33 protein-coding genes and 2 pseudogenes are annotated in these 24,461 nt (G+C 33.9%); 29 read left to right on the forward strand and 6 right to left on the reverse strand.

Going from position 1 to position 24,461, the window contains the following annotated elements:
* Positions 1–39 precede the first annotated feature (39 nt).
* Positions 40–792, forward strand: coding sequence for a rhomboid family intramembrane serine protease (locus AC0L3M_RS15640; RefSeq protein ID WP_473431345.1), 753 nt, complete (start codon positions 40–42; stop codon positions 790–792).
* Here AC0L3M_RS15640 and rlmB read toward each other — a convergent pair.
* The 6 genes and pseudogenes from rlmB to AC0L3M_RS15670 all read right to left on the reverse strand — a co-directional run bounded on the left by rlmB (position 787) and on the right by AC0L3M_RS15670 (position 9,914).
* Positions 787–1,520 (reverse strand): annotated as a pseudogene (rlmB, locus tag AC0L3M_RS15645) (23S rRNA (guanosine(2251)-2'-O)-methyltransferase RlmB). The gene AC0L3M_RS15640 and the pseudogene rlmB overlap by 6 nt on opposite strands.
* A gap of 74 nt (positions 1,521–1,594) precedes the next feature.
* Complete coding sequence (locus AC0L3M_RS15650; protein WP_473431346.1) at positions 1,595–2,608, reverse strand: hypothetical protein; 1,014 nt, start codon at positions 2,606–2,608, stop codon at positions 1,595–1,597.
* 13 nt (positions 2,609–2,621) lie between these two features.
* Positions 2,622–3,521 (reverse strand): hypothetical protein, encoded by a 900-nt coding sequence (locus AC0L3M_RS15655; RefSeq protein WP_473431347.1) that lies wholly within the window; start codon positions 3,519–3,521, stop codon positions 2,622–2,624.
* Positions 3,522–3,540: 19 nt separating this feature from the next.
* Complete coding sequence (locus AC0L3M_RS15660) at positions 3,541–5,028, reverse strand: SusD/RagB family nutrient-binding outer membrane lipoprotein (RefSeq protein WP_473431348.1); 1,488 nt, start codon at positions 5,026–5,028, stop codon at positions 3,541–3,543.
* A gap of 12 nt (positions 5,029–5,040) precedes the next feature.
* Positions 5,041–8,103, reverse strand: coding sequence for a SusC/RagA family TonB-linked outer membrane protein (locus AC0L3M_RS15665; RefSeq protein ID WP_473431349.1), 3,063 nt, complete (start codon positions 8,101–8,103; stop codon positions 5,041–5,043).
* Between the two features lie 116 nt (positions 8,104–8,219).
* Positions 8,220–9,914: a POTRA domain-containing protein gene (locus AC0L3M_RS15670; RefSeq protein WP_473431350.1), complete on the reverse strand. Its 1,695-nt coding sequence runs from the start codon at positions 9,912–9,914 to the stop codon at positions 8,220–8,222.
* 180 nt (positions 9,915–10,094) lie between these two features.
* Here AC0L3M_RS15670 and rpsL point away from each other — a divergent pair, with 180 nt between their 5' ends.
* From rpsL to rpsM, 28 genes and pseudogenes are all read left to right on the forward strand, one after another.
* Positions 10,095–10,469, forward strand: a complete 375-nt coding sequence (rpsL, locus tag AC0L3M_RS15675; RefSeq protein WP_028283866.1) for a 30S ribosomal protein S12 — start codon at positions 10,095–10,097, stop codon at positions 10,467–10,469.
* Positions 10,470–10,490: 21 nt separating this feature from the next.
* A complete protein-coding gene (gene rpsG / locus AC0L3M_RS15680) occupies positions 10,491–10,967 on the forward strand; it encodes a 30S ribosomal protein S7 (RefSeq protein WP_028283867.1) in 477 nt (158 codons plus the stop codon).
* 6 nt (positions 10,968–10,973) lie between these two features.
* A complete protein-coding gene (gene fusA / locus AC0L3M_RS15685) occupies positions 10,974–13,100 on the forward strand; it encodes an elongation factor G (RefSeq protein ID WP_473431351.1) in 2,127 nt (708 codons plus the stop codon).
* An 11-nt stretch (positions 13,101–13,111) separates the two neighbouring features.
* Positions 13,112–13,417 carry a 30S ribosomal protein S10 gene (gene rpsJ / locus AC0L3M_RS15690; protein WP_010181931.1) on the forward strand — a complete coding sequence of 102 codons (306 nt, stop codon included), beginning with the start codon at positions 13,112–13,114 and terminating at the stop codon, positions 13,415–13,417.
* Between the two features lie 145 nt (positions 13,418–13,562).
* Positions 13,563–14,179: pseudogene (gene rplC / locus AC0L3M_RS15695) on the forward strand (50S ribosomal protein L3).
* On the forward strand, positions 14,179–14,808 hold the full coding sequence (gene rplD / locus AC0L3M_RS15700) for a 50S ribosomal protein L4 (RefSeq protein WP_145000912.1): 630 nt from the start codon (positions 14,179–14,181) through the stop codon (positions 14,806–14,808). The pseudogene rplC and the gene rplD overlap by 1 nt, the downstream one beginning before the upstream one ends.
* Positions 14,809–14,815: 7 nt before the next feature.
* A complete protein-coding gene (rplW, locus tag AC0L3M_RS15705) occupies positions 14,816–15,106 on the forward strand; it encodes a 50S ribosomal protein L23 (RefSeq protein ID WP_028283871.1) in 291 nt (96 codons plus the stop codon).
* Between the two features lie 10 nt (positions 15,107–15,116).
* Positions 15,117–15,941 (forward strand): 50S ribosomal protein L2, encoded by an 825-nt coding sequence (rplB, locus tag AC0L3M_RS15710; protein WP_473431352.1) that lies wholly within the window; start codon positions 15,117–15,119, stop codon positions 15,939–15,941.
* Between the two features lie 6 nt (positions 15,942–15,947).
* Positions 15,948–16,226 carry a 30S ribosomal protein S19 gene (gene rpsS / locus AC0L3M_RS15715; protein ID WP_028283873.1) on the forward strand — a complete coding sequence of 93 codons (279 nt, stop codon included), beginning with the start codon at positions 15,948–15,950 and terminating at the stop codon, positions 16,224–16,226.
* Positions 16,227–16,229: 3 nt separating this feature from the next.
* Entirely contained in the window at positions 16,230–16,637 is a 408-nt protein-coding gene (gene rplV / locus AC0L3M_RS15720; RefSeq protein ID WP_145000908.1) for a 50S ribosomal protein L22, read from the forward strand.
* A 7-nt stretch (positions 16,638–16,644) separates the two neighbouring features.
* Entirely contained in the window at positions 16,645–17,364 is a 720-nt protein-coding gene (rpsC, locus tag AC0L3M_RS15725) for a 30S ribosomal protein S3 (RefSeq protein WP_028283875.1), read from the forward strand.
* A gap of 20 nt (positions 17,365–17,384) precedes the next feature.
* A complete protein-coding gene (gene rplP, locus AC0L3M_RS15730; protein WP_028283876.1) occupies positions 17,385–17,804 on the forward strand; it encodes a 50S ribosomal protein L16 in 420 nt (139 codons plus the stop codon).
* A 13-nt stretch (positions 17,805–17,817) separates the two neighbouring features.
* Complete coding sequence (rpmC, locus tag AC0L3M_RS15735) at positions 17,818–18,009, forward strand: 50S ribosomal protein L29 (RefSeq protein ID WP_028283877.1); 192 nt, start codon at positions 17,818–17,820, stop codon at positions 18,007–18,009.
* 13 nt (positions 18,010–18,022) lie between these two features.
* Positions 18,023–18,280 carry a 30S ribosomal protein S17 gene (gene rpsQ / locus AC0L3M_RS15740; protein ID WP_028283878.1) on the forward strand — a complete coding sequence of 86 codons (258 nt, stop codon included), beginning with the start codon at positions 18,023–18,025 and terminating at the stop codon, positions 18,278–18,280.
* Positions 18,281–18,282: 2 nt separating this feature from the next.
* Complete coding sequence (gene rplN / locus AC0L3M_RS15745) at positions 18,283–18,651, forward strand: 50S ribosomal protein L14 (protein ID WP_028283879.1); 369 nt, start codon at positions 18,283–18,285, stop codon at positions 18,649–18,651.
* Positions 18,652–18,662: 11 nt separating this feature from the next.
* A complete protein-coding gene (rplX, locus tag AC0L3M_RS15750; protein ID WP_292946130.1) occupies positions 18,663–18,974 on the forward strand; it encodes a 50S ribosomal protein L24 in 312 nt (103 codons plus the stop codon).
* A gap of 2 nt (positions 18,975–18,976) precedes the next feature.
* Positions 18,977–19,528 (forward strand): 50S ribosomal protein L5, encoded by a 552-nt coding sequence (gene rplE, locus AC0L3M_RS15755; protein WP_292946133.1) that lies wholly within the window; start codon positions 18,977–18,979, stop codon positions 19,526–19,528.
* Positions 19,529–19,531: 3 nt separating this feature from the next.
* A complete protein-coding gene (gene rpsN, locus AC0L3M_RS15760) occupies positions 19,532–19,801 on the forward strand; it encodes a 30S ribosomal protein S14 (RefSeq protein ID WP_028283882.1) in 270 nt (89 codons plus the stop codon).
* Positions 19,802–19,860: 59 nt separating this feature from the next.
* A complete protein-coding gene (rpsH, locus tag AC0L3M_RS15765; RefSeq protein WP_145000899.1) occupies positions 19,861–20,259 on the forward strand; it encodes a 30S ribosomal protein S8 in 399 nt (132 codons plus the stop codon).
* Between the two features lie 18 nt (positions 20,260–20,277).
* Positions 20,278–20,820, forward strand: coding sequence for a 50S ribosomal protein L6 (gene rplF, locus AC0L3M_RS15770; protein WP_145000897.1), 543 nt, complete (start codon positions 20,278–20,280; stop codon positions 20,818–20,820).
* Positions 20,821–20,829: 9 nt separating this feature from the next.
* Positions 20,830–21,183, forward strand: a complete 354-nt coding sequence (rplR, locus tag AC0L3M_RS15775) for a 50S ribosomal protein L18 (protein WP_145000895.1) — start codon at positions 20,830–20,832, stop codon at positions 21,181–21,183.
* 6 nt (positions 21,184–21,189) lie between these two features.
* Positions 21,190–21,714, forward strand: coding sequence for a 30S ribosomal protein S5 (gene rpsE, locus AC0L3M_RS15780; protein WP_099570084.1), 525 nt, complete (start codon positions 21,190–21,192; stop codon positions 21,712–21,714).
* Between the two features lie 11 nt (positions 21,715–21,725).
* Positions 21,726–21,908 (forward strand): 50S ribosomal protein L30, encoded by a 183-nt coding sequence (rpmD, locus tag AC0L3M_RS15785; RefSeq protein ID WP_028283887.1) that lies wholly within the window; start codon positions 21,726–21,728, stop codon positions 21,906–21,908.
* An 11-nt stretch (positions 21,909–21,919) separates the two neighbouring features.
* Entirely contained in the window at positions 21,920–22,372 is a 453-nt protein-coding gene (gene rplO, locus AC0L3M_RS15790) for a 50S ribosomal protein L15 (RefSeq protein WP_090841251.1), read from the forward strand.
* 14 nt (positions 22,373–22,386) lie between these two features.
* On the forward strand, positions 22,387–23,736 hold the full coding sequence (gene secY, locus AC0L3M_RS15795; RefSeq protein WP_145000893.1) for a preprotein translocase subunit SecY: 1,350 nt from the start codon (positions 22,387–22,389) through the stop codon (positions 23,734–23,736).
* Between the two features lie 10 nt (positions 23,737–23,746).
* The gene (gene infA / locus AC0L3M_RS15800) at positions 23,747–23,962 is read left to right on the forward strand and encodes a translation initiation factor IF-1 (RefSeq protein WP_007094967.1); all 216 of its coding nucleotides are present in this window, start codon (positions 23,747–23,749) and stop codon (positions 23,960–23,962) included.
* Positions 23,963–23,966: 4 nt separating this feature from the next.
* On the forward strand, positions 23,967–24,083 hold the full coding sequence (gene ykgO / locus AC0L3M_RS15805; protein ID WP_010519235.1) for a type B 50S ribosomal protein L36: 117 nt from the start codon (positions 23,967–23,969) through the stop codon (positions 24,081–24,083).
* Between the two features lie 2 nt (positions 24,084–24,085).
* Complete coding sequence (gene rpsM, locus AC0L3M_RS15810) at positions 24,086–24,460, forward strand: 30S ribosomal protein S13 (RefSeq protein ID WP_028283890.1); 375 nt, start codon at positions 24,086–24,088, stop codon at positions 24,458–24,460.
* Position 24,461: the final 1 nt, after the last annotated feature.

Below are 24,461 nucleotides of genomic sequence, written 5' to 3' on the forward strand. Positions count from 1 at the left end.
ACATTAAAAGTGGTTAACTATTTGCTATAAGTATTGCAAATGAAACAACAAGAACCTTTTAAGTTTACCATAGACGTTATTGCTTATCCAATAGGGTTTGTAATATTGCTATGGTTAATTTTTGCTATCGAAATTAGGTTTGGATTTTCCCTTAATTTTTTAGGCATCTACCCTCAAAAAATAACAGGATTAATAGGGGTGATTTGCAGTCCGTTTATACATTCTGGGATTTCCCATTTATGGCATAATACCATACCTTTATTTGTGTTAAGTACAGCCTTGTTTTATTTTTATAGACCTATCGCGTTTAAAGTACTGTTGTATGGCATACTATTATCTGGTTTTTTAACCTGGTGCATTGGTAGACCATCATACCACATAGGAGCAAGCGGATTAATATATGTATTAGCTAGTTTTATTTTTTTTAAAGGTGTTTTTGCTAAACACTATAGGCTAATTGCATTGTCCTTACTAGTCGCTTTTTTATATGGTAGTATGATATGGAATACTATTCCTTTGGAGGAAGGTATCTCTTGGGAAGGTCATTTAAGTGGTTTAATCGTGGGATTAGTATTTGCTTTATTTTTTAGAAAACAAATAGCAAAACCTAAAAGATATGTTTGGGAAGAACCCGATTACAACGAAGACGATGATGAGTTTTTAAAACATTTTGATGAAAACGGTAATTTTATCGAAACCATAGTAGAGGAGGAGTTACCTGAAAACAATCTTCCAGAAGTAACACTTCCAGTTACTATCAATTATACGTATAAAAAAAACAAGGAATTATAGACGTTGTCTTACCGCTTCATATAAAAAGGCACCACAAGCAACACTAACATTTAAAGATTCTATTTCACCTAATAAAGGTAGTTTAGCTTTCTCATTAGCTATTTTTAATATAGATGGATTTATACCACGACCTTCAGATCCCATTATAATAGCACATGGCTCTTTAAACGAAACATCAAATAAGGTGTTATCTGTTTTCTCTGTAGCAGCAATAACTTTAATATCTGAAGCTTGCAGAAAAAACACAGCGTCTTTAATGTGGTCCACTCTACAAATTGGCACTTTAAATACTGCACCAGCACTTGTTTTAATAGTATCACCATTTACAGGAGCAGCACCTTTACTTTGTATTATTATTCCGTCTACTCCAGTACATTCTGCAGTACGTATTATAGCACCAAAGTTTCTAACATCACTAAGTTGATCTAATAATAAAAAAAGCGGAGTTGTATTTTTTTAGACACCATGTCAAACAGCTCCTCGATATCATAAAACTTAACAGGAGCAATTTGTGCAACAGCACCTTGGTGATTATTTTTTGTTAATCTATTTAATTTTTCAACTGGAACGTAAGACGAGTTAACTCTCTTGTCTTTTAATACCGTTTCTAATTCTTGAAACAAGTCGCCTTTAAGTCCTTTTTGCAAAAAGACTTTATCTACATGTTCGCCAGCATTTAAAGCTTCAATAATAGCTCTAAGTCCAAATATTTGAGTTGTTTTATCCATGACGCAAAGGTATAAAAAAAGAGCCTGCAAATTGCAGGCTCTTTAATGAGTTTCTTGTAAAAGAAATATAATAATTACTCAGCAGCAACTAGGTCACCTAACATATTGTAAACTTTATATTTACCACCTACTACTTCAATCGTAGCAACTACAGTTTCTCCCGATCCTCCAGCAGCTGCGCTAGTTGAAGAATTTGAAAAGTATAATGCAGGAATACTTATTACTCCAGAGTTAAAAGTTCCAATATGTGAAATTTCAACGTTAAAAGGAAATGCAAAATCTCCAGTTAACACTTCATTAACGCTAGAATCTAAACCTAAATCGAAATCCCATAAGTCAACTACTAAGTCGTATGTACCATCAGCTAATACACCGTTTCCGATACTACCACTATTAACTGTGTTTTGATCAACAACTTCAGGACAAGCACCTGTAAAAGCATAAGCATCAAAAGAGTTTAAATAAAAGTCGAAATCTGCAATACCACATAAACTTTCAGTATGAGAAACCTCTACATCATCTAATGTAGTTTCAAGAATGTTTTGTTCTAATGTAACATAAGTTACAGGGATATCCCAATCAACAACAATAGATGGTAAATCACTAACATAGTTAGTTACCTCTAAGTCAATAAAGATAGCTCCACCTGCAGCTAATCCATTTTTGTTATCAGCACTTGTTAATTTAAATCTTAAATTTTCAGTACCTTCTTTTACAACGTCTTGTACAGCAGTAATGTTAAAAGTATGGTTTTCTGCATATGCAGGAAACTCTACTTTGTAACCAAACGCTCCAAAACCATCATCCACAGATGTTGCACCAACTGCTAAACCATCTGCATCACTTACTATATAGTCAGAGTTAGATCCACCAGAAACTAATTCTAGTTTAAAGTCCATTTCTTCTTTATAAGTAGCATCTGTTGTTAAAGAAACAGTAATTGTTTCTCCTTCCATTATACTAGTAGCAGATTGCCCTGTCATAGATACAGTAGGCTTATCTGTAGTAGTGTAATTTACATCATCATTAACACATGATGTAAGCGCTACAACAGTACATGATAATAATATATTTTTAATGTATTTCATCGTCTTATATTTTTTATTGTAAAGTTAATATCCAAGTACTTCCAGAATATATAGGTCCAGCAGATCCACCAATACCAAATTCAGGGAATACTAATTGTCCTGTAGCTTGGTCAACATAACCTGGACTACCTTGGATAATTTCGTTAGAAAATTGCCATTCAGTAAAGATTAAGTTACCAGCACAAGCATAGAAGTAAGACTTGTAAGTGTTGTTTGGCCATCCAAACATACTATTTAATTCATAGTTACCAGCTCCTAAGTGTACAATCGTATGGTTAGCAGGTGTTGCATAGTTTACACTATACGTTCCAGCTAAATCAGTACGACATAATTGTAATCTTACTAAAGTAGATTCTAATTGCTCAGAAATTACTACGTTATCCACTGTTACTAATGTTTTTAGGTTAACTACAAAAACAGTAGTTTTTGCATTATCTAAAGCATCGTTATTAACTTTAATTGGAATTAAATCAAATGTTGAGTTAGCAGGTATAGTTGTTTCTAAAGTTGTATCAACCCAGTCAAAATGTGTTCCAGGAACAGCTATAGGATATTTTCTAACATCATCACTTGGATCAAGTGGTGTATTGTTAATATCTAACATTGTTTCTAAATCAGCTAATTCATCTTCAGATATTTTTAAATCTGCAAATGTTCCAATTTCATAAGACATAGTGATCGTTGATCCTGAAGGTTGTCCAGATGCACCTCCAATAAGGTGTACAGGAATATCAAAATCAAACTGAGCACCTGGCTCTTCAACAAAGTTCCCTAAGTTGTCGTCAGTTTTAAAACCAACCACTAAAGGACCGTTAAAATTTTCATTGTCTACATCAATTTCGTCATCAACGATACATGATGCTAAAAGCGAGCAGCTTAAAACTGCTAACAAATAAGTTCTTAAATTTTTCATTTCTTTTCTTTTTTATAGTTTATTGTGCCCAGAATGGTCCTGTTGCAAATGCTTGCGCACTGCTTACTGGAGGAACATTAGAAGCATTTGATATTAACTCAGACGAAGGATATAATAATCTTTTTGGTCTAGTTGATGATTGCGCTGTTGTAGCTAAAGGTATTCCTGAAGGATATCCAGTTCTTGTAAACTCGATATAAGATTCAATACCATTAATTCCATTTAATGCAACCCATTTTTGTCTCATGATAGCTTCAGTTTTCTCAGCATCTGTTCCAGCCCATCCAATAGTTGGAGCAGTAGGGTTATAAGTAGATGAATCTAATCCAAATAAGTTGAAAGAAGCATCAATACCAGCTTGGAATGATGTTTGAGCATCACCACTTAATTTACCTATTAACTGCGCTTCAGCTTGTAATAAGAAAGATTCAGCAGCTGTCATTAAATAACCATCTTGAGCAGAGTTTATTACTAAACCTGGTCCAATTGGAGAAAGACTTTCTGGAGATTGAGTACCATCAAAACCTTGCGTATGTCCAACATATTGGTCATCATCATTTAATCCGTAAAGTGCACTTAATCTAGCATCTGGTATAGCTCCTGGGAAGTTACCTTTTAAGAATTCAATTGCGTAATCAGATCCTCTGTAAAAATTATAACTTACAGAAGTCGACTCATCATTAGAAAACATTAAAGCGTAAAATGGATTTTGTTGTGCAACTTGTCCATCAGAATATCCTGGGTTAATTACAGCATCAACAGCAATAAAGTTACTACCATCTAGTGCAGCAAATTGTGCATCTAAATATGTTGCTAATTCAGCATCATTTCCTAAAGTATAAGCTTTAGTTGCTTGTCTTAATAATAGTCTTAATTTAATTGTGTTACCTAAAGTAGCCCAATTTGACATTGCTCCACCGTAAACGATATCTTCTGATCCTACAGCTGTTGCTGATCCAGAAGAAGCTATTAAAGCAATTGCTTCATCAATTTCAGTTACTAAAGATCTGTAAATCGTAGCATCATCATCATAAGAAGGTGTTAAGTTATCAATACCTTTATGTGCTTCTGTGTAAGGAATATCACCATATAAATCTACTAAATACTGAAAGTAATATGCTTTCATAATTTTAGCAATCGCTTTATGGTTGTTATAGTCACTACCATCGTAATCTATGATTGCTTGAAAGTTAGCAGTCGTTAAATAAAGACCATCGTAAATGTCATCGTAAAATCCATTATCAATCGCTAATGAGAATTCTTCAGAGAAACCACCTGTAAAAGCATTTACGTTAGCTCCCCATCTGTTCATCATTACGTTTCCTAGAATGTTCATTCTTCTAGCTTGTTGTCTGTATGTTGATGCTAATGCACCTGCTAATACTAAATCAGGCGTTACAACATCTGCAGATGGACTATTTGGATTGTCATTGATATCCAAATAATTACTACATGACATAGTAATTGTAAGAATTACTAATAATATAATATTAAATTTTGTTTTCATCTTTGAATTTTATTAAAAAGTTAAATTAACACTTAGTCCGTAACTTCTAGTTGCTGGATATTGTCCAGATACACTTAAACCTTGAGCATTTCCTGTAGTGTTAGAGAATTCTGGATCAGCATATCCTCTGTTTTCTTTAGGTAATACAACAAACGGGTTTCTTGCATTTACACCTACTCTTACTGAGCTAAATCCAATAGCATCTAATGCTTTTTGGTTAAGGCTATAACTTAATGAAAGCTCTCTTACTTTAAATGCAGTTGCATCTAATACAAAGTTTTCTGATACATCTCTATATTCATTAGAGAAATAATCTAAGTAGTTAGCGTAAGTAGTTCCACCTGTAACAACGTTTGTGTTAGCAGCATAAACTCCTGGAGAAGTTTCGATAGCAGAGTTAGGGAATATAAATCCTCTTCTTCCGTTTTCAGCAGATTCTACTAAGTGTCCACTCCATGATAACCAGTCTTTAGTACCAGCCCAGAATTGACCTCCTGTTCTGTAATCAAATACACCAGCTAATCTAAATCCTTTATAAGTTAAAGAAGTACTTAAACCTAATACATAATCAGGGTTTGCAACTCCTAAATTAATAAATTCAGACGTTTTTAATGGGTTTCCTGTAGCAGGGTCAATTAAGACACGTCCATTAGGATCTCTTTGGTAACCTGTACCTTTAATTAAAGGGAAAGCTTCACCTACTGTAGCGAAGATACCTACATCTGCATTTCCGTTTCCTAATGAAACTTCATCAGTGTTATCAGATACTTTCTTAACGATTGTTTCATCAGAAGCAATGTTAAAGTTTAAGTCCCATCTAAAGTTATCATTTCTGATTGGTGTAATACCTAAATCAACTTCGTAACCTTTAGTTTCTGTTTCTCCAATGTTAATTGTAGATTGAGTTAATCCAGAAGCTGTAGATGAAGTAACGTTTGTTACTAAGTCAGTGTTATTTGTTACATAGTAAGAAGCTCCAATTGTTACACGGTCTCCTTTAAAGAATGCTAAGTTTAAACCTATCTCTTTGTTTGTAATAAACTCATTAACTAAGTTTGGATCTGCTACACTTGTGTCTACACCAAAAGAGTTAAGACCTCCAAAAGGGAATCCACTAACTTGGTTGTAAGTATTGTTGATTTCATAAGTTCCTACACGGTCATTACCTACTCTTGCGTAGTTAGCTGATATTTTAGCGTAGTTTAAAACATCTCCTTTTAATTCTGGGAATGCTTTAGTTGGAATGAATGCTAAACCTGCACTTGGGTAGAAGAAAGAGTTGTTATCACTATTTAATCTTGAAGTCCAGTCATTTCTACCTGTTAAAGTAGCAAATAAGAAATCTTTATATCCTAAATCCACACTTGCAAATACAGCATAACTTCTGTTTCTAGAAGTACTGTTAGATACTGTTGGTGTTCCTGTAATGTTGTCAATGTTATAAAAACCAGGGATAGTTAAGTTACTACCTGCAACACTTGTGAATGTAGATAAGTTATCTTGTATGTTGTTACCTAATGTTGCTTTTAATGAAACATCATCATTTAACATATAATCAAAGTTTAAGAAGATATCGTTATAGATATTCTTAGATTCTTGATTGTTTGTACTAAAGTTAGATACAGTAGAGTGATCTCCACCACCAACACCTAAAAGGTCAGTATATCCATTAGTATATCCTAAAAAGTTGCTGCTAAAAGTTCTTAAACTTGAAAGAGAACTTACATTAATGTTATCATTAATTTGGTATTTTAAATTGATGATACCGTTAAAACGATCAGACTCATCATTGTTTCTGATGTTATCTCTCATCCAGTATGGACTTCTGTAATATGATGTCCAGTGGTATTGATTTAAAGGTTGAGAAAACTGTCCAACAGGAATGTTAGTTGCAGTTTGTAATAACTCAGTAAATAAAGCAGAAGTAGTAGTACTTGTTTTAGAGTTAACATAGTTAATGTTACCACCTAATTCCCATTTTCCGATTGTTTTACCAGCCTTAAATAAGATGTTTGTTCTACCTAATTCATCTCCATCTACAACAAAATCAGTATTTTGTCTGTTAACAGATAATAAAGCGTAAGATGTTGCATCTCCACCTGAGATAGAAACTCCTGTTTGCTTAATTGTACCTGTTTTAAAGAAATCTTTAATATTGTCTTCAATAGCAGAATATGGTGCCATAATGTAAGATCCATCAGCTTGCGCTAAACCTACAGGCATTATTGATCCATCAAATTCTGGACCCCATCCTCCGTTTTCATAAGCTACGTGACCACCATTCCAACCTTGACCGTACTTAGTCTGTCTTTTTGGTAAGAAAGAAACTGACTCAAATTGAATTGAGCTGTTAAAATCAATTTTGATTTTTTCATCACTAGTTCCTCTTTTAGTAGTAACGATGATTACACCATTTGCTCCTTGAGAACCGTAAAGTGCACTACCTCCAGCTCCTTTAATAACGTTTGTAGATGCAATGATCTCAGGCGAAAGATTTGCTAAAGTATTTGCTGAAGAAATCGCTCCATCAATTACAATTAACGCTTCGTTACTACCTGTTAACGATCTGTTACCTCTTAATACAATACGAGTTGATTGATTAACACCGTTATTAGTTGTGTTAATTTTTAATCCTGATACTTTACCAGCTAAACTCTGTATTACGTTAGGGTTAGAAGCCTGTGTCAGCACTTCTGCGTCTACAGTTTCAGTAGCAGCAGTAAGCTCATCCGCTTTTCTTTCAATACCTAAAACGGTAATTACTACTTCGTCAAGAGCATTATCTGGCTCAAGGCTTACATTAATACTGTTACTAGCACCAACTTTTACTTCTTTAGTACCGTAACCAACATAACTAAATGTTAAAACACCACCAGTTGTTACACCAATAGAGTAATTACCATCAAAATCTGTTGTCGTTCCTTGAGAAGTTCCTTTAACTACAATAGTTGCCGAAGGTAAAGGCAACCCATTTTCGTCAGAAACAACTCCTGAAACTGTTTTGTCTTGTGCGAACGATAGTTGCACAACAAACGCTAGAAATAGCGTTAAAATTCCACTAAACTTTGTTTTCATTTTATAATTTATTTGAATTAGTCTATGCCAAAAATCATAATAAAAAGTTAATTAAACAATATTTATTGGTTAAAATTTCATTTTTTTGAAATATTCAATAAGAACATAAGTTTTACCTAAAAATTAGCAGTTAAACTTAGGTGTATCTTAGAATTTGAGAATTTTACTGTTTCATTTTCTGTCTTACCATTAGCGTATATAAAACGTAGTAATCCGCTGTTTGTTAAAATGCCAAATCCAAAGCCAAAACCTATAAGATTTTCATTTTGGTTTAGTAGTTGGTTTTTAAAGTTGGCATAGTCTAAAACTGTATTTACAAACACGCCTTCGCTTAACGTGTACCTATATTCTGTCATTAGCATATTAAGGCTGTTTGCACTTAGGCTGTTTTCTGTAAAACCTCTAATGTTATTTATTCCTCCAAATCTATATAGCTCGTTGTCAAAATAATTATCAGATTCAAGTCTATGTATTAGTGCTTTAGTATAAATACTGTTGGTATGATTTAATTTAAATATGTGCTCTCCAATAATGGTTATTAAGGTTTGCTTAGTGCTGTTTGTGGTTGTTTTTCTAGAACCTGTTCCAAGCTCTAAACTTAAATCGGTTTTTGTTTTGAAAATTCTTTCTTCGTTTTGTAATGTTTTGTATTGATATTTTGTGGTAAAAAGTTGGCTATTAAAGTCGGTGATGTTAGTAAAATCTTCTGTGTTTGATAAGTTGCTCGATTCGGTGGATTCAATTCCTGCATATATGCGATTAGCGTCGTTTAATTGGTAGTAAAGGTTTCCTTTTTGTTTTGTATTTATAAAAGAAGAGTCTCGTTTTATAATTTGTAACGATGCTTCAATACCTATTGGCGATGAAAATATGTAAGGTAGAGTGGTGGTAAGATTGAAATTCTTTTGGTCACTTTCATCGCTCTTGTAATTTAGGTACAAGGTTTCTCCGTAATTTAGATTATTATTTAAGCTTAAGTCAAGGTATCCGTTAAATTCAATTTTATTTGTGTTTTCGTTGGTGGTAAATCCAATGTATCCATCAAAATTATTGCTTGTTAGTTTTTCTAAATAAAGGTATAGGTGAGTGGAATCTTTAGTAAATAATATTTCAGGACTTTTTGATTGTCTTGCAAAACTTAAATTGTTTAGTGATTTTGTTTTTTTATTAATGGCTTCAATATTAAAGGTCTTGTTTTTATTAATTTTTAAAAAACGTTTTAAAAAGGACTTCGGGAATTTTTCGTATCCTTTAATTACTATTTTATCAAGACTTCTTTTATTGTCGTCGTCACTAATTATAAGTTTAGCGGTTAATGTGTTTTGATCACGACTAATAATGTCGCTTAGTTTTAATGTCGAAAAAGGGTTGCCCTCTGAGGCTATTATTTTATTATACTTTATAAGTTCGTTTTCTATATTGCTGTAAGGAATTATGACTTCGTTTTCTTTGGATATTTTTAAATTCAATTTTGAATAATAGGTTTGCTTAGTAATAAAGCTGTCTAGTGTTATAGCTAAAAATTCTATTTTGTTATTTAATTGTAGTAAAGCTGAAAAAACGGAGTCATTATTTTCTTTAATACTAAAAAGTGTGTTATTAACATAACCGTTCTTCTTAAGTTTATTTTGAAATAGTGTTATTTCATCTTTTAATGATTGTAGGGTTTCGTGCTTTTTAGTGTAATCATAAAATGAAATAATTTTATCATCTTTTGAGTCAACTCCAGAAATATTTAAAACTAATTCTTGGCTCCAACTAAATTGAAATAGAAGAATAAAAAGTATTGATGTTGCTGTTTTTAGATTCAAGATGTGATAATTATATTTTAGAGGATAAAATAACGTAAAAATCTTACTATATAATATGGTGCTGCGATTTATTTTTAAATTCTATTGAAAATTAATGTGTTATGATTTGATTAATTAAATATAATCACTACATTTGCACCCCTCTTAAAGAGAGGTAACATAAAATTATATTAAAGTTATATGCCAACAATTTCACAATTAGTACGAAAAGGAAGAGCCAAAATAACCAAGAAGAGTAAATCGGCTGCTTTAGATTCGTGTCCTCAAAGACGTGGTGTGTGTACTCGTGTTTATACAACGACACCTAAAAAACCTAACTCAGCAATGCGTAAGGTGGCAAGGGTTCGTTTAACAAACGGAAACGAAGTAAATGCATACATCGGTGGAGAAGGTCACAATTTACAAGAGCACTCGATAGTATTGGTTAGAGGTGGAAGGGTAAAAGATTTACCAGGAGTTAGATATCACATCGTTCGTGGTGCTTTAGACACAGCAGGTGTTGCAGGTAGAACACAACGTAGATCTAAGTATGGTGCAAAACGCCCTAAAAGTTAATTAAAAACTTAAGAAGAAGACATGAGAAAAAGAGCAGCGAAAAAAAGACCGCTTTTACCAGATCCTCGCTTTAACGATCAGTTAGTAACTAGATTTGTTAACATGATGATGTGGGACGGAAAGAAGTCTGTAGCCTTTAAAGTGTTTTATGATGCAATTGACATCGTAGATACAAAGAAGACAGACGAAGAAAAAACAGCTTTAGAAATTTGGAAAGATGCGTTATCAAACGTTATGCCTCACGTAGAAGTACGTAGTCGTAGAGTTGGAGGAGCAACATTTCAAATACCTAATCCAATACGTGCAGATCGTAAGGTTTCAACTGCAATGAAATGGTTAATTAGTTATTCTCGTAAGAGAAACGAAAAATCTATGGCATTGCGTTTAGCATCAGAAATTTTAGCAGCAGCTAAAGAAGAAGGAGCAGCAGTTAAAAAACGTGTAGATACTCACAAGATGGCTGAGGCAAACAAAGCATTCTCTCACTTTAGATTTTAATAAGACATGGCTAGAGATTTAAAATATACAAGAAACATTGGAATTGCAGCTCACATTGATGCAGGTAAAACTACAACAACAGAGCGTGTTCTTTATTATACAGGTGTTTCGCACAAAATTGGAGAAGTGCATGATGGTGCTGCTACAATGGACTGGATGGAGCAAGAGCAGGAACGTGGTATTACTATTACGTCTGCAGCTACAACTTGTATTTGGAAGTTCCCATTAGAAAATGCAGAACCTACACCAACAACAAAGGATTATCATTTTAATATTATTGATACTCCAGGTCACGTTGATTTTACTGTAGAGGTAAATAGATCTTTACGTGTATTAGATGGTTTAGTATTCTTGTTTAGTGCAGTTGATGGTGTTGAGCCTCAATCTGAAACTAACTGGAGACTTGCAGACAATTATAAAGTGCCAAGAATTGGTTTTGTTAATAAGATGGACCGTCAAGGATCTGACTTTTTAGCTGTTTGTCAACAAGTAAAAGATATGTTAAAGTCTAACGCAGTGCCAATTGTTTTAAACATTGGTGATGAAGAAGATTTTAAAGGTATCATAGATTTAGTAAAAAACCGTGCTATTGTATGGCACGATGAAACTCAAGGAGCAACTTTCGATGTTATCGAAATTCCTGAGGATATGAAAGAAGAAGCTCGTAAATACCGTGCACTTTTAATTGAAGAAGTAGCTAGTTATGACGAGAATCTTTTAGAGAAATTCATGGAAGATGAAGATTCAATTACAGAAGAAGAAGTGCATAAAGCGCTTAGAGCTGCTGTAATGGATATGGCTATTATTCCTATGATTTGTGGTTCAGCTTTTAAAAATAAAGGTGTACAGTTCTTGTTAGATGCTGTATGTCGTTACTTGCCTTCTCCAATGGACAAGGAAGGTATTAAAGGAATGAATCCAGATACTGAAAAAGAAGAATTACGTAAGCCAAGTGTTGACGAACCTTTTGCAGCGTTAGCGTTTAAAATTGCTACGGATCCTTTCGTAGGACGTTTAGCATTTTTTAGAGCTTATTCTGGTCGTTTAGATGCAGGTTCTTATGTGTTAAATAATCGTTCTGGTAAAAAAGAACGTATCTCTCGTATCTATCAGATGCATGCTAACAAGCAAAATGCAATTGATTTTATCGAGGCTGGAGATATTGGAGCTGCTGTTGGATTTAAATCTATCAAAACAGGAGATACTTTATCAGACCAAGATCATCCAATCATTTTAGAGTCTATGGACTTCCCAGATCCAGTAATTGGTATCGCGGTTGAGCCTAAAACTAAAGCTGATGTTGATAAATTAGGTATTGGTTTAGCTAAATTAGCAGAAGAAGATCCAACGTTTACAGTGCGTTCAGATGAAGCTTCAGGTCAGACTATTATTTCTGGAATGGGAGAGCTTCACTTAGATGTAATTGTAGATCGTTTAAGACGTGAGTTTAAAGTAGAAGTAAATCAAGGTCAACCTCAAGTTGAATATAAAGAAGCTATTACTGCATCGGCAGATCATAGAGAAGTTTATAAGAAACAATCAGGTGGACGTGGTAAATTTGCCGATATCGTATTTACTGTTGAACCAGCAGACGAAGGTGTTGTTGGATTACAGTTTGAATCTGTAATTAAAGGTGGTAACGTTCCTAAGGAATTTATCCCTTCAATTGAAAAAGGATTTAAGATGGCAATGGTTAACGGTCCATTAGCAGGTTATGAAATCGACTCAATGAAAGTTACTTTGAAAGATGGATCTTACCATGATGTGGATTCTGATCAATTATCTTTTGAGTTGGCTGCTAAGTTAGGATTTAAAAACTGTGCTAAAGCTGCTAAAGCTGTAATAATGGAGCCAATCATGAAGCTTGAGGTAATTACTCCTGAAGAAAATATGGGTGACATTGTTGGAGATTTAAATAGAAGAAGAGGTATGATGGAAGGTATGGGTGATCGTGCTGGAGCTAAGACAATTAAAGCTACTGTGCCATTATCTGAAATGTTTGGTTATGTTACAACATTAAGAACATTATCTTCTGGTAGAGCAACTTCTACAATGGAATTTTCACATTATGCTGAAACTCCTTCTAATATTTCAGAAGAAGTAATTAAAGCTGCTAAAGGCGTTGAATCGTAAATCTTAAAGAAATGAGTCAAAAAATTAGAATAAAATTAAAATCTTACGATCACAATTTAGTAGATAAATCTGCTGAGAAGATTGTAAAGACAGTAAAAAGTACTGGAGCTGTAGTAACTGGACCAATTCCATTACCAACTCATAAAAAAATCTTTACTGTATTACGTTCACCACACGTAAATAAGAAGTCTAGAGAACAATTTCAATTAAGCTCTTACAAGAGATTATTAGATATTTACTCTTCATCTTCAAAGACTATTGATGCTTTAATGAAACTTGAATTACCAAGTGGAGTAGAAGTTGAAATTAAAGTATAAGTAATTTATTCGTTTAAAGATTTTAAGCGAAACATGTCCTAAGCTTCGAGCGAAGGAAAAACGGTAAAAATACAATTCAAGGCTGAAACGTATTTTCAGCCTTGAATATTTTTTAATAAATAGTAATAATAAATAAATAATAATTATGTCTGGGTTAATTGGAAAAAAATCGGTATGACCAGCATTTTCGATGAAAATGGTAAGAATGTACCATGTACAGTAATCGAAGCTGGACCATGTATCGTTACCCAAGTCAGAACTGAAGAAGTTGACGGTTATAATGCTGTGCAACTTGGTTTCGATGACGCGACAGAAAAAAGTGCTACTAAAGCTGACTTAGGTCATGCTAAAAAAGCAGGGACTTCTGTAAAACGCAAAATCGTTGAATTTAAAGGTTTTGATGCGGAGTACAAGTTAGGTGATGCAATCACTGTAGAGCACTTTGTAGAAGGTGAATTTGTTGATGTATCAGGTACATCAAAAGGAAAAGGATTCCAAGGAGTTGTAAAACGTCATGGGTTTGGTGGTGTAGGTCAAGCTACTCACGGACAACATAACCGTTTAAGAGCACCAGGATCTATTGGAGCAGCATCTTATCCAGCAAGAGTATTCAAAGGAATGCGTATGGCAGGTAGAATGGGAACAGATTCAGTTAAAGTTGAAAATTTAAGAGTTTTAAAAGTAGTTCCTGAAAAGAACTTACTAGTTGTTAAAGGTTGTGTACCTGGACATAAAAACGCTTATGTAATTATCAGAAAATAATGAAAGTAGCAGTTTTAGATATAAACGGAAAAGAAACAGGTAGAAAGGCAGACCTTTCTGATGGTGTTTTTGCTATTGAACCTAATAATCATGCTGTATATTTGGATGTTAAGCAATACTTAGCAAATCAAAGACAGGGAACTCACAAAGCTAAAGAGCGTGCTGAGATTACTGGAAGTACACGTAAGATTAAAAAACAAAAAGGTACAGGTACTGCCAGAGCAGGTAGTATTAAGTCAGGAGTTTTTAGAGGTGGAGGACGTATGTTCGGACCAAGACCTAGAAACTATTCATTCAAACTTAATAAAAGCTTAAAACGTTTAGCGCGTAAATCAGCTTTAAGTATTAAGGCAAATGAAAAGTCTATTATCGTCCTAGAGGACTTTAATTTTGATGCTCCAAAGACTAAAAACTTTACAGCTGTATTAAATGCGTTAGACCTACAAAACAAAAAATCACTGTTTGTGTTGGGTACGTCAAATAATAATGTATATTTGTCGTCACGTAATTTGAAAGGCTCAGAAGTTATAATCGCCTCAGAATTAAGTACTTACAAAATATTAAATGCAAATCAAGTTGTCCTTTTAGAGAGCTCTTTAGAAGGAATTGAGTCGAATTTAAGTAAATAGAAGCAAAATGAATATCTTAATTAAACCTATAATCACAGAAAAAGCAACTGCTAATAGCGAGTTAAACAACTGCTATAGTTTCTTTGTGAACACTAAGGCGAACAAGGTAGAAATCAAAAAAGCAGTGGAAGCTGCTTATGGAGTTTCTGTTGAAAAAGTTCGTACTATAAATGTCCGTCCAGATAGAAGTACCAAGTTTACTAAAACTGGTATTCAACATGGTAAAACAAATGCTAAGAAAAAAGCAATTGTACAACTGGCGGAAGGTGAAATGATTGATTTATACACTAACATGTAATTAAAGACAAATGTCAGTAAGAAAATTAAAACCAATCACACCAGGTCAGCGATTTAGAGTAGTAAACGGATTTGACGCCATTACTACTGACAAGCCGGAAAAAAGCTTATTAGCTCCGAAAAAACGATCAGGTGGTAGAAACAGTCAAGGACGTATGACCATGCGCTATAAAGGTGGTGGACACAAACGTAGATATCGTATAATTGATTTCAAAAGATCTAAAGCAGGTATTCCTGCTGAAGTAGCATCAATACAATACGATCCAAACAGAACAGCGTTTATCGCATTATTGAATTACCAAGATGGTGAGAAAGCTTATATCATTGCTCAAAATGGTTTACAAGTAGGTCAAACTGTTGTTTCAGGTGAAGGTTCTTCTCCGGAAATTGGAAATGCATTGCCATTAGCTAATATTCCATTAGGAACAATTATCTCATGTGTTGAGTTAAGACCAGGACAAGGTGCTGTAATGGCAAGAAGTGCTGGAGCTTTTGCTCAATTAATGGCTAGAGATGGTAAGTTTGCTACTATTAAATTACCATCAGGTGAAACTAGACTAATTTTAGTTACATGTATGGCAACGATAGGAGCAGTTTCTAATTCAGATCATCAATTACTTGTTTCAGGTAAAGCTGGACGTAGTAGATGGTTAGGTAGAAGACCAAGAACAAGACCAGTTGTAATGAATCCAGTTGATCACCCAATGGGAGGTGGTGAAGGTAAGTCATCAGGTGGACATCCACGTTCTAGAAACGGTATACCAGCTAAAGGATATAGAACACGTTCTAAAACTAAAGCGAGTAATAAATATATTGTAGAACGTAGAAAGAAATAAGAAATCATGGCAAGATCATTAAAAAAAGGACCTTACGTTCACTATAAATTAGAGAAAAAAGTAGCTGACAATGTGGAAGCTAACAAAAAGACTGTTATTAAAACTTGGTCAAGAGCAAGTATGATAACACCTGATTTTGTTGGACAAACAATTGCAGTTCATAACGGTCGTCAGTTTGTTCCAGTTTACGTTACAGAAAACATGGTTGGACATAAGTTAGGAGAATTTTCACCAACAAGATCTTTTAGAGGTCACGCTGGTGCTAAAAATAAAGGTAAAAAGTAAGCTATGGGAAGTCGTAAAAAACAAATGGCAGACGCTATTAAGGAAGGTAAAAAGCAAATAGCTTTCGCTAAACTTAATAACTGTCCTACGTCACCAAGAAAAATGCGTTTAGTAGCCGATTTAGTAAGAGGTGAACGCGTAGAAAAGGCACTTAATATTTTAAAGTTTAGTCAAAAAGAAGCTTCAAATCGTTTAGAGAAATTATTACTTTCTGCGATAGCTAATTGGCAAGCTAAGAATGAAGATGCAAGTATCGAAGATGCTGAATTATTTGTTCAAGAAATAAGAGTAGATGGTGGGTCTATGTTAAAAAGATTACGTCCAGCACCACAAGGACGTGCTCACAGGATAAGAAAACGCTCAAACCACGTAACTATCGTGGTTGGGGCTAATAATAAAACACAAAGCTAAGATAGATATGGGACAAAAGACAAATCCAATCGGAAATCGCTTAGGAATTATCAGAGGATGGGAATCTAACTGGTACGGAGGAAACGATTATGGTGATAAACTTGCCGAAGACGATAAGATTAGAAAATACGTTCACGCGCGTTTATCTAAAGCTAGTGTATCTCGTGTAATTATTGAGAGAACTTTAAAACTTGTAACCGTTACTATCACTACTGCTAGACCTGGTATTATTATCGGAAAAGGTGGGCAAGAGGTAGACAAGTTAAAAGAAGAACTTAAGAAAATTACAGGTAAAGAAGTTCAGATTAACATCTTTGAAATTAAGAGACCTGAACTTGATGCGTTTTTAGTAGCAACTAGTATTGCTCGTCAAATTGAAAATAGAATTTCATATAGACGTGCAATTAAAATGGCTATTGCTGCAACAATGCGTATGAATGCTGAAGGAATTAAAGTACAGATTAGTGGTCGTTTGAATGGAGCTGAAATGGCACGTTCAGAACACTACAAAGAAGGACGTATTCCTTTATCAACTTTTAGAGCCGATATTGATTATGCTTTAGTTGAATCTCATACTACTTACGGTAGATTAGGGGTTAAAGTATGGATCATGAAAGGTGAAGTATATGGTAAAAGAGAGCTTTCTCCTCTTGTTGGCTTAGCTAAGAAGCAAGGAAAAGGTGGACGTCAAGGAGGTGGAAAACCACAACAACGTCGTAGAAAGTAATTTTTTAAAGAACAGAAAAAATGTTACAGCCTAAAAGAACAAAATTTAGAAAAATGCAAAAGGGACGTATGAAAGGGAACTCTGGTAGAGGTCACTTACTTTCAAACGGAACTTTTGGAATAAAATCATTGGATTCTAATTTTTTAACATCACGTCAAATAGAAGCAGCTCGTATTGCAGCTACACGTTACATGAAAAGAGAAGGTCAACTTTGGATTAAAATATTTCCAGATAAGCCTATTACAAAAAAGCCTCTTGAAGTACGTATGGGTAAAGGTAAAGGAGCAGTAGAATATTGGGCAGCAGTTGTTAAACCAGGAAGAATCCTTTTTGAAGTTGGAGGAGTGCCTTTAGAAGTAGCTAAAGAAGCATTAAGACTTGCAGCTCAAAAATTACCAGTAAAAACTAAGTTTGTAATCGCTAGAGATTACGAAGCATAATTTATTTGATATTATGAAACAATCAGAAATTAAAGAATTATCTGTAGCTGAGTTACAAGAGAAACTTAGTGAAACAAAGAAGAGCTATTCAGATTTAAAAATGGCTCATGCAGTTTCTCCTTTAGAGAATCCTATTCAATTACGTCAAGTAAGACGTACGGTTGCAAAAATTGCAACAGAATTAACTAAAAGAGATTTAAAATAATTCTGCTTACAAGATGGAAAAAAGAAACTTAAGAAAAGAGCGTATCGGGATCGTTACTAGTAACAAGATGCAAAAATCAATTGTTGTTGCAGAAGTTAAAAAAGTAAAACACCCTATGTACGGAAAATTCGTGTTGAAAACAAAAAAATATGTTGCACACGATGAGACAAACGATTGTAATATTGGAGATACAGTAAAGATTATGGAAACAAGACCTTTAAGTAAATCTAAATGTTGGAGATTAGTTGAAATAATTGAAAGAGCGAAGTAATTATGGTACAACAAGAATCAAGACTAAGAGTAGCAGATAACACTGGGGCAAAGGAAGTATTAACTATCCGTGTTTTAGGTGGTACTAAAAGAAGATATGCTTCTGTAGGTGACAAAATTGTTGTCACTGTTAAAGATGCAACTCCTAATGGAAACATTAAAAAAGGAGCAGTATCAACAGCAGTAGTTGTGCGTACTAAAAAAGAAGTTAGACGTCCAGACGGATCTTATATCAGATTTGATGATAACGCTTGTGTCCTTTTAAATCCTACGGGAGAAATGAGAGGTACACGTGTTTTTGGACCTGTAGCTAGAGAACTTCGTGATAAACAATTCATGAAAATTGTATCATTGGCACCAGAGGTGCTTTAATTGATAAAAAAATGACAAAGCTAAAAATAAAAACAGGAGATATCGTCAAGGTTATAGCTGGTGATCATAAAGGTTCTGAAGGTAAAGTACAAAAAGTATTTATCGAGAAGAACAAAGCTATAGTTGAAGGAGTAAACATGGTTAAGAAACATACTAAACCAAGTGCACAAAATCCTCAAGGTGGTATTGTAGAAAAAGAGGCATCTATCAACATTTCTAACCTATCTTTATTAACTTCTAAAGGAGAAGAGACTAGAGTAGGATTTAGAATGGAAGGTGATAAGAAAGTCAGATTTTCTAAAAAATCAAATGAAGTAATATAGTTATGGAATATTCACCGAGACTAAAAGAAGAGTATAAAAGCAAAGTAATTGCTGCTCTTACAGAAGAATTTGGATACAGTAATGTAATGCAAGTGCCAAAATTACAAAAGATAGTATTATCTAGAGGTGTTGGGGCTGCAGTTGCTGATAAGAAATTGGTTGACTATGCAGTTGATGAATTTACAACTATCACAGGTCAAAAAGCTGTATCTACTTTATCTAAAAAAGATGTTGCAACTTTCAAATTACGTAAAGGAATGCCAATTGGTGCTAAAGTTACGTTAAGAGGAGAAAGAATGTATGAGTTTTTAGATCGTTTAATAACTTCTGCACTTCCACGTGTTAGAGATTTTAACGGAATAAAAGCTACAGGTTTTGACGGAAGAGGTAACTACAATTTAGGAGTTACTGAACAAATTATCTTTCCAGAAATAAATATTGACAAAGTTAATAAAATTGACGGAATGGATATTACATTTGTAACTTCTGCTGAAACAGATAAAGAAGCAAAATCATTATTAACAGAATTAGGGTTACCTTTTCAAAAAAACTAAGTTATGGCTAAAGAATCAATGAAAGCCCGCGAGGTTAAAAGATCGAAGACAGTAGCTAAATATGCTGAAAAACGTAAAGCTCTTAAAGAAGCTGGAGATTATCAAGCATTACAAAAGTTACCTAAAAACGCATCGCCTATACGTCAACATAATAGATGTAAATTAACAGGTAGACCAAAGGGATATATGCGTACCTTTGGACTTTCTCGTGTTATGTTTAGAGAAATGGCAAATCAAGGTTTAATACCAGGTGTTAAAAAAGCAAGTTGGTAAAATTTTAATTGGTCTTAGGTTCGGGATATTCTGAAAACCAAGTCCGCAAATAAATACATATGTATACAGATCCAATAGCAGATTACTTAACTAGAATTAGAAACGCAGTGCGTGCTAATCACAGAGTTGTAGAAATTCCTGCTTCAAATTTAAAAAAGGACATTACTAAAATATTATTCGATCAAGGATATGTTTTAAGTTATAAGTTCGATGATTCTACTGTTCAAGGTACAATCAAAATTGCCTTAAAATACAATAAGGAAACAAAAGAACCTGTAATTAGAAAATTGCAAAGAATCAGTAAGCCTGGTTTACGTAAATATTCTAGTTCTACAGAATTACCACGTATTCTTAATGGTTTGGGTATTGCAATCGTTTCTACTTCTCATGGAGTAATGACTGGAAAGCAAGCGCAAAGGGAAAACGTTGGTGGTGAAGTTTTATGTTACGTTTACTAATTTAAAATCCAGAAGAAAATGTCAAGAATAGGAAATAATCCAGTTGCCATTCCAGAAGGAGTAACTGTAACAGTTGATAACAATACAATAACAGTAAAAGGAAAATTAGGTGAGTTAACTCAAGATTTTGATACTGTTGAAGTAAAAGTTGAAGATGGAAATGTATTAGTAACACGTTCTACAGATACTAAAGATCAAAAAGCTAAGCATGGTTTATACCGTTCATTAGTTTTTAATATGATTGAAGGTGTTTCAAAAGGTTGGACTAAACAATTAGAATTAGTTGGTGTAGGTTATAGAGCTTCTAATCAAGGTAATGTCCTTGAACTAGCTTTAGGTTTTTCACACAACATTATTTTAAGTTTAGCACCAGAAGTACAAGTAGAAACTGTTTCTGATAAGGGTAAGAATCCAATAATCAAATTAACTTCTCATGATAAACAATTAGTAGGACAAGTTGCTGCTAAAATCAGAGGATTTAGAAGACCTGAACCGTACAAAGGAAAAGGTATTAAGTTTGTTGGAGAAGTATTAAGAAGAAAAGCAGGTAAATCAGCATAATAATTAGTTATGGCGTTAACAAAAAACGAAAGACGAATAAGAATTAAAAACAGAATCCGTAAGGTTGTTTCTGGTACAGAAGCAAGACCTAGATTAGCTGTTTTTAGAAGTAATAAAGAAATTTATGCTCAATTAGTAGATGACGTTACTGGTAAAACATTAGCTGCCTCATCTTCTAGAGATAAAGATATTGCTGCAAAAGGAAATAAAGTAGAACTAGCTGCATTAGTAGGTAAGTCTATCGCAGAAAAAGCCTTGAAGGCTGGTGTTGAAACGATCGCTTTTGATAGAGGTGGTTATTTATATCATGGTAGAGTAAAATCGTTAGCTGAAGGAGCTAGAGAAGGAGGACTTAAATTCTAAGAAATTATGTATCAAAAATACAAAAGCGCAGAGCTAGTAAAACCAAGTGGATTAGATCTTAAAGATCGTTTAGTTGGTGTGCAAAGAGTTACTAAGGTAACTAAAGGAGGTAGAGCATTTGGTTTTTCTGCAATCGTAGTGGTTGGAGATGAAGCTGGTGTTGTAGGTCAAGGTTTAGGAAAATCAAAAGATGTTGCTAGTGCAATTGCAAAAGCAATAGAAGATGCTAAGAAAAACCTAGTTCGTATCCCTATCATGAAAGGAACATTACCTCATGAACAAAAAGGTAAATTTGGTGGAGCAAGAGTAAATATTATTCCTGCAGCTCCTGGAACAGGGGTTATTGCTGGTGGAGCTGTGAGAACAGTTTTAGAGGCAGTAGGTGTACATGATGTTTTATCTAAATCTCAAGGTTCATCAAATCCACATAATGTTGTTAAGGCTACTTTTGATGCTTTATTACAATTAAGAGACCCTAAAACGATTGCTCGTGAAAGAGGTGTTTCTTTAGAAAAAGTTTTTAACGGATAATCACAACAGCAATGTCGAAGATAAAAGTAACAAAAGTTAAAAGTGCAATCAACAGAACTCAAAGACAAAAAAGAACTTTATTAGCTCTTGGTCTTAAGAAGATTGGACAAACTATAGAACATGAGGCTACACCTAATATTTTAGGTATGGTAGCAAAAGTAAACCACTTAGTTTCTGTAGAAGAAACTAAATAATAATACTGAAAATGGATTTAAGTAATTTAAAACCTGCAGAAGGTTCAGTTAAAAATCAAGGTAAAAGAATAGGTAGAGGACAAGGTTCTGGAAAAGGTGGTACTGCGACACGTGGTCACAAAGGAGCTAAGTCAAGATCTGGTTATTCTAAGAAAGTAGGTTTCGAAGGAGGGCAAATGCCACTTCAACGTAGAGTGCCTAAGTTTGGTTTTACTAACATTAATCGTATAGAGCATCAAGGTGTTAACTTGGATGTTATTCAACAATTAGTTGACGATAAGAAAATTAAAGATACTTTAGATTTTGATACTTTAGTAGGTCTTGGTTTAGCTGGTAAAAACGAGCTAGTTAAGATTTTAGGAAGAGGAGAGTTAAAAGCTAAATTAAGTATCACAGCTCATAAATTTACTGCTACTGCAAAAGCTGCTATTGAAGCTGCAGGAGGAGAAGCTGTAACTTTATAAGAACAATCGAACGCATGAAATTTATAGAGACATTAAAAAATGTTTGGAAAATTGAAGAATTAAGAAATAGAATTCTAGTAACACTAGGTCTACTTTTAGTTTATCGTTTCGGAGCACAAGTAGTATTACCAGGTATTGACGCAACCCAATTAGAAAGCCTACAAACTGGAACATCAGAAGGTATTTTTGGGATATTAAATGCCTTCACAGGAGGTGCATTTGCTAATGCTTCTGTATTTGCACTTGGAATTATGCCATATATTTCTGCTTCTATTGTAGTTCAATTAATGGGAATAGCTATTCCTTATTTGCAAAAACTACAAAAAGAAGGCGCTAGTGGTCAGAAAAAGATTACTCAAATAACACGTTGGTTGACTATAGCAATATGTTTAGTTCAAGCACCAGGTTATTTAGCTAGTTTACAACCTATGTTTGGTATTCCAAACTCGGCCTTTTTATTAGGGCAAGGTGGTATGTTTTATTTCTCATCAATAGTTATACTAGTAACTGGTTGTATTTTTGCAATGTGGTTAGGTGAGAAAATAACAGATAAAGGAATTGGTAATGGTATATCACTATTAATTATGGTGGGTATTATCGCAACGCTTCCTAAATCTTTCTTACAAAATGCTGCTTCTAGATTAGAAACAGGTAATAATGTAATGATGATTTTATTTGAAATCGTTATTTGGTTTGTTATTATTCTTCTTTCAATCTTGTTAGTAATGGCAGTTCGTAAGATTGCAGTACAATATGCTAGGCGTTCAGCAACTGGAGGTTACGAGAAAAATGTATTTGGATCAAGACAATATATTCCTTTAAAGCTTAATGCTTCTGGTGTAATGCCAATCATTTTTGCTCAAGCGATTATGTTTGTTCCTGGTTTAATTGGTGGTTCATCTTTATTAAAAGATACTGCTTCTGGATTGTGGTTACAATCTAATTTCTCTGACATCTTCGGATTTTGGTATAATTTAGTATTTGCATTATTGATTATTATATTTACATATTTTTATACTGCGATTACCGTTCCTACAAATAAAATGGCTGATGATCTTAAACGAAGCGGAGGATTTATTCCAGGTATTCGTCCAGGATCAGAAACTTCTGAATATCTTGACAAAATTATGTCTCAAATAACTTTACCAGGTTCTATTTTTCTTGCATTAATAGCTGTGTTCCCAGCATTTATTGTTAAGTTACTTAACGTTCAATCTGGTTGGGCTTTATTTTTCGGAGGTACATCTTTATTAATTATGGTTGGAGTTGCAATTGACACTATGCAACAAGTAAATAGTTACTTGTTAAATAGACACTATGATGGCTTGATGAAAACTGGTAAAAACAGAAAAGCAGTAGCTTAATATTTTAACTATGGCAAAACAAGCAGCAATAGAACAAGACGGAACTATCATTGAAGCATTATCAAATGCTATGTTCCGTGTTGAATTAGAAAATGGTCATATTGTGACCGCACATATTTCGGGTAAGATGCGTATGCATTATATTAAGTTGTTACCAGGAGATAAAGTTAAATTAGAAATGAGTCCTTATGATTTAACTAAGGCTCGTATAACCTATAGATACTAATACGATGAAAGTAAGAGCATCAATTAAAAAGAGAAGTGCAGATTGTAAGATTGTGCGCAGAAAAGGTAGACTTTACGTCATTAACAAAAAGAATCCTAGATTCAAACAAAGACAAGGGTAATTATGGCAAGAATCGCAGGTGTAGACATACCAAAACAAAAAAGAGGAGTGATCTCATTAACTTATATCTACGGAGTAGGTAGAAGTAGAGCTCAAGAAATTTTAGCTGAGGCTAAAGTGGACGAAAACATCAAAGTACAAGACTGGACAGATGATCAAATTGGAGCAATCCGTGAAACTGTAGGTACTTATACTATTGAAGGTGAATTACGTTCTGAAACACAATTAAACATTAAGCGTTTAATGGATATTGGTTGTTACAGAGGAATTCGTCATAGAGTTGGTTTACCTTTAAGAGGTCAACGTACTAAGAATAACTCTAGAACAAGAAAAGGAAGAAGAAAAACAGTTGCTAACAAGAAAAAAGCAACTAAATAAT

Source organism: Olleya sp. KJ81-1 (assembly GCF_055808135.1).